Source organism: Streptomyces sp. NPDC000983 (assembly GCF_040299205.1).
In the GTDB taxonomy this organism is placed as follows: Bacteria; Actinomycetota; Actinomycetes; order Streptomycetales; family Streptomycetaceae; genus Streptomyces.
In genome coordinates this window covers 1-5402 of sequence record NZ_JBEPBM010000096.1, presented here as the reverse complement: position 1 = coordinate 5402, position 5402 = coordinate 1, and the positions used below count along the sequence as shown (strand labels likewise).

Here is a 5402-nt window from a genome sequence, read left to right as displayed (position 1 = left end):
GCTGCCGCAGGACCGGCTATCTGCGTGAGACGACCGGTTGGTGCGGCCACTGTTCACGGCCCCGGCAACAGAAACAGCCTCCGAGGACCTGCCGCAAGTGCGGCCAGTTGCGGCAACATGCGGGACTGGGACTGTGCTCGGCCTGCTGGCAAAAGCACCCTGGCCGTCCCTTCATCCGTGGGGAACACCTCCGCGACCGGCTCGTCGATCCCCCCTCCTGGCTGGGGACTTCGTCGCTCATGTCGCCGCCCGGCACTGCACCGCCAGGTGCGATCTTTCGGTTTTGGGACAGTGGGGTGGGAGACAGTGGGGTTGGGGTGTGTTGTTGCTGGTCGGTGGCGGTTTTCGGGGTGTGGGGTCACTGTCCTGGGTGTGAGAGATTCATGGGGTGTTGCTGTCCTGGGGTGTTATTGCATGTGGGGTGACGCTGTCTCAGTTTCGTGGGTTCTGATCCGCTGGCCGGCTGGGTGTTGGTGTGTTCGGGGGTGTGGACCGGGGAGAGCAGGGTCCGGCTCTGGTAGGGGCGGGTGGAGATTCGGGCGGGGCTTTGCCGACTGCGTCGGTTCAGGCGTTGAGAGGGCCGGCGGTGTGCCGTCTGCTGGCTCTGCGGCGGGAGACCTTGGGCGTTGAGTTTGAGGTGGCCGTGTTGGTCGCCTTGGCGGCGGGTGTCGGTGACGAAGGGCCGGGTGGCAGCGACCACGGAGAAGGGGCCGGGTCCCAGTGGGGTCTATTCAGGACTCCGATCGCGAGTCACGCATACGGCTGCCGCCTGGCCGTCTCTTACTCCTACTGGTTTGGCCCAGGAGGCCTCGGGTGCCCCGGCGACACCTGTTGAAGCGACCGAGCGAGCATGTCACGTCCCGGTCAACCTGCCCAGAGCCACTGTCAGCCGCAACGCTGAGACGTTATCCGCTTTCCGAACGTGATCGTTTGGTTCGGGCTGGGTGGGCATGAACTCCGGCTGGTGGCGGGAGAGATGGGTGTGTTTCGTCTGCTCGTCTTGGCCGTGGGGGTGTCTGGTGCCGTCGGTGATCGGTCTGTTGGAGGCCCGGGAGAAGGGGATCCGGGAGGAGGTGGCGCGGTTGCGTGCCGCGCTCGATGAGGCGGAACGTGCTCTTCAGCGTCTGGTGGATGCCCGGGTCACGGTGACGGAGCTGCTGACCGGGGAGCCGGCTGTGGCGCCGGAGTCTGCGCTGAAGGGGGCGGTTGCGGGATCGACGGTGCCGCACCGGACCGAGGGCATGGCCGTATCCGTGCTGGCAGTGGATTACCAGCACATCGTGGGCCTGTTGGAGTCGGACGTCGGGCGGGAGGGTATGCGCTGTCAGCAGCTGGCTGCGGCCCTGGGGCTCCAGGTGGTACCGGCGAAAGTCGAGGGGCTGCGGTCGAAGGCGAAACGGCTGGCGGAACGGGGCTGGATCCGGCAGGTGCGGCCGGGAGTGTTCACCGCGCTGCCGCAGAACGGCTGAACCCTGCCGAGTGCCGGCCGGCGAGGCGGCCGCTCATGAGCATGGTCATCGACCACAGCACCATGGCCTCGTGCATGACGGGCAGCGTCTCGTAGTCCCGCACCAGCCGGCGCGAACGCATCAGCCAGCTCAGCGTCCTCTCCACCACCCACCTGCGCGGCAGCACCACGAACCCGCTCGTGTCGTCGCAGCGGCGGACGATCTCGAGCGCCAGGCGGAGGTCCTCGGCGGCCCAGTCGACCAGACGTCCCGCATAGCCGCCGTCCGCCCAGACGAGTCGGACGGAGAAGTACGTCTCACGCAGTCGCGCAAGCAGTCCGACAGCAGCATCGCGGTCCTGGACACTCGCCGCGGTGACCGTGACGGCCAGGACCAGACCGAGGCAGTCCACCACCACATGCCGCTTGCGGCCACCCACCTTCTTCCCGCCGTCCCAGCCGGACGTCGAGCGCGGGATGTTCGCCGCCGCCCGCACCGACTGCGAGTCCACGATCGCGGCCGTCGGTCCACCGCGCGGCCCTCCTTCTCCCGCACGCGGTCGCGCAGCCGGTCGTGGAACTCGCCGAGCAGACCCGTCACCTGCCAGCGGCGGGCGAAGGCGTGCACGCGCCGGTACGGCGGGAAGTCCGCAGGCAGGTTGGCCCACTTGACGCCGTTGTCGACCACGTAGCGCACCGCGTCCAACATCACGCGGTGGCAATAGCTCTCCGGTCGGCCGCCCCGTCCCTGAAACCATGCCGGGACCGGCAGCAGCGGCCGGACGGCCTGCCACTCGGCATCTGTCAGATCCGAGCCGTAACACCGCACGCGGTCCGGTCCGTCAGCCGCGTTGCCGAACCTGTGCGCGAGACAGTCACACGATGGAGACGGCGAGTTGGACTCTGTGGGCGCGAGCGCGACAGACTGCAGCAACAGGGCCTCCCGGTGCTCGTTGGCTTCGACAACCCCGAGCTACCGCGAGGCCCTGCCTTCATGCACCTACCGCACCCCGATCACCCGATCAAGACCCTTGTTCGACCCGACAAACCCGCTGATCGGAAAGCGGATGGGGTCTGAGTTCACGATCCGCAGAACCTGAGCCAGAACTGAACGAAAACGCCCCTGTGACCTGCATTGGTTGGGCATGTGGTTGGGGTAGGTAAGCCCGTCGTCAGGGGTGCGCAAGCCCCGTGGTCGGGCTCATGGCCGGAGCGGCAGCAGCCAGCAGCCCTTGCGCACCCGTCCGAGGCAGTCACTGCGCAGTGATTGCGCAACCCCGCCGCATCCGGTGCGCAATGTGGCTGTGGCCAGGTGTGGTGGGGCTTGTGGTCGGGGCTGCGCAGGCCCGTGGTCGGGTTCATGGTCGGGGCTGTGCACACGGCAGCAGCAGCCCTGCGCAGCCGTCAGGGCCGGTTACTGCGCAGCCGCCTCTGTCCTACCGACGACTGCGCAGCAGCTGCTTACTGCGCGGTGAGGCTGGCCGCGGATGCAGTCCATGGGACGCGTTTGTCGGGGGCGTGGACGGGCCGCCAGACAGGCTCTGACGGCCCGCCGCGCAGGACGTCTGCGAGGGGTGCCACCAGTATGGGGACGGTGCGCAGGAAGCCGGTGAGGGCGGGGTTGCGTGCTGCTGCGTGCAGGGCGTCGATGCGGGTTTCGATCCCTCTGGGGCCGACGTGGTCGAGGACGAACAACAACCGCGGGAAGAGCGGATACAGGCGTCGCCACCCCTCCACCGGCGCCGGGTCCCCGAGAGCTGGCCTGCGGCCCGGGGGCGGTGCCGGGACGTAGTCGTGGAGACGGGCATACGCGCTGATCTTTGCCGCGAGGCGTTCGGGGCCCATGGTGGCGCGGTCGATTTCCACGAACGCCCGCAGCATCGAACCGCCCTCACCAGCGTTCCGGCCACGGCGCTGGTAGTAGAGCAGCGCGTCGGGGATGACGGCCTCACCCGCCCCGAGCGGATGGTGGACTTCGGGGATCCAGTCCAGGGGGTGGCAGGTGTCCCCCAGGCGGCGTGCGTCCTGCACAAAGGCAAGCCCGGTTGCGGTGACGGCCAGCGTGTGTCCCGCCCGTAACCGCGCGGCAGTGGAGTCGGACGCCAGCCGCGGCGGCCGCCGCCCCCGCAACTCCGGCCACTCCGACGCCACCCGCACCCCGAAACCGGTCGGATACCACACCCGCATCCGGCCCGCCTGCGGCAAAGTGACCCGCTCGATGAGCCCCTCGCTCCGCAGCTTCACCAACCTGCGCCGCGTCTGCTCGATCCGCACCCCCGGCGCGACCAACACATGCACCTGCCCCGTCGTCGCCATCCGGTACTGCACCAGCACCGCCAACGCCAACCGGTCACCACCACCAGCATCCACCTGCACCACCAGCCGCCTCCCGTCCTCGAGAGCGCCACAGAGATTGCGGCGCCGTGCTCAGGAAGGCAGCGCACCAGCCGGCCCCGACCAAACCACCGACCACCAGACCCCGACCACCGTCACGACTCGACAACCCCGCCGTAAACCGGGCCAACAACCTGGCCCACCACCTCGCTGACAACTGCCCGCAGCCAGCAGGTGCCGACAGCCAGTACGAATTCCCCGCGTACGGCCAGCTCGATTCCCCAACCTGCAGTCACACTCAGTAGCCTTGACGCCGACTCTCGCACCAAACGCATGAGGGGATGGTGGACGTGGCGCGTACCTGGCTGTCGATCCGGGTGGAGTTGGTCTCCGGCCATGGCGCAGACCTGTGGCCCCGCCCCGGCCGGGTGTTTGCGGCGGCGCGGTCACACTCCTTCGCCCAGTTCGCTTCGGCCGTCGATCTCGCCTTCGCGCGCTGGGATTTGGCCCACCTGCACTTGTTTACGTTGTCCGACGGCACACGCGTCAGTCCGCTGGAGTGGTGGGACGGCGAGGCCCCGGACGCCACCGTGGACGGCCACGCGAGCAAGCTGAGCAGACTGCAGGCCGGCGAGCAGTTCGCCTACGTTTTCGACATGGGCGACGACTGGGCCCACCTGTGCACGGTGGCGGAGAAACGTATCGATCCCCTCGAGGAACTCGGTGAGGTGCCCGGCCGTCCGGTTCCCTACTGGGGCTGGGGCAGCCTCCCGGACCAGTACGCGCGCCGCTGGGACGGAGACGACGGGCAGACTCCGATGCCGAAGCGGCCGGCCCGCGGCCTCAGCGACCTGCCTCCGATCCTGCCGTGGTGGGGCGAACACCACCGAGGGTGATTTCACGCGGCGCACACCAAGCGGCCGCCAGCGGGAAACTGAAGTGGCCATGATGGGCAGCTGAAGTGGCCGCGAGTGGGGACATCTGACTGGCCGCTCACACAGCAGGGCCGCTGCCGCATGCCCGCAGCTCACCACGAGGATCTCGTCTGGGCCGGTAGCCCGGCAGCCCTTCTCTCCGCGCAACCACCGCACGCAGAACCTCCTCCAGGAAGGAGAAGAGCCGGGCCGAGGGTGGGCGGCCGGGGGATCGGGGTGGTTCCGTGTTGGTTGTGCGTCGGCGGCCGCCTCCGCGCTGCCACAGGCACAGTCGGTGCGCAGGAGCGCGGGATGTGGCGCCCGCCTGACTTGTGGGCGGCGGTGAACGTGGGCAGTGCCCAGGAAGACGCCGCCACATGCCGGCTTCGATGATCACCCCTGCCAGCGACGCCCACGACCCCGGACCGGGAGTACCGGGCAGGGTCTGTGCACGGCTGGCCGGCCGTGACGATCACGGGTTCCCGAGGGGTGTCGGGGAGGTGCTGTGTCATCGATGTCGGTCGGTTCGGGCATGATCTGTTCCGACCGGGCTCGATGGTGGAAGACGGGGGCATGGGCGGCTGGCGGACTGACCCGGCGTATGCGATGTGCCGGGCCTTGGCGGACGGGGCGGAGCTGTCCTCGTTCGCGGGCGGGCCGTTCGACGTGCGCGCGGTCGCGGCTGCGGTCAGGCCCGAGGCCAAGGA

General features: G+C 69.0%; 4 protein-coding genes and 1 pseudogene. 2 read left to right on the top strand and 3 right to left on the bottom strand.

Going from position 1 to position 5402, the window contains the following annotated elements; translation table 11 throughout:
- Positions 1-1019: 1019 nt before the first annotated feature.
- Positions 1020-1469 carry a hypothetical protein gene (locus ABT296_RS38275; RefSeq protein ID WP_351934718.1) on the top strand — a complete coding sequence of 150 codons (450 nt, stop codon included), beginning with the start codon at positions 1020-1022 and terminating at the stop codon, positions 1467-1469.
- Here ABT296_RS38275 and ABT296_RS38270 read toward each other — a convergent pair.
- From ABT296_RS38270 to ABT296_RS38260, 3 genes and pseudogenes are all read right to left on the bottom strand, one after another.
- Positions 1444-1959, bottom strand: coding sequence for a transposase (locus ABT296_RS38270; protein WP_351934716.1), 516 nt, complete (start codon positions 1957-1959; stop codon positions 1444-1446). The genes ABT296_RS38275 and ABT296_RS38270 overlap by 26 nt on opposite strands.
- 125 nt (positions 1960-2084) lie before the next feature.
- Positions 2085-2276 (bottom strand): annotated as a pseudogene (locus ABT296_RS38265) (transposase); the annotation flags it as partial.
- Positions 2277-2908: 632 nt separating this feature from the next.
- A complete protein-coding gene (locus ABT296_RS38260; protein WP_351934714.1) occupies positions 2909-3826 on the bottom strand; it encodes a replication-relaxation family protein in 918 nt (305 codons plus the stop codon).
- 296 nt (positions 3827-4122) lie between these two features.
- On the opposite strand from ABT296_RS38260, the gene ABT296_RS38255 reads away from it, so the two are divergent.
- Complete coding sequence (locus ABT296_RS38255; protein ID WP_351934712.1) at positions 4123-4677, top strand: IS1096 element passenger TnpR family protein; 555 nt, start codon at positions 4123-4125, stop codon at positions 4675-4677.
- Positions 4678-5402 lie beyond the last annotated feature (725 nt).

What these genes read in the sequence shown, in the direction of transcription:
- ABT296_RS38255 (WP_351934712.1), top strand. Translation starts at nt 4,123, where the DNA reads ATGGTGGACGTGGCGCGTACCTGGCTGTCGATCCGGGTGGAGTTGGTC.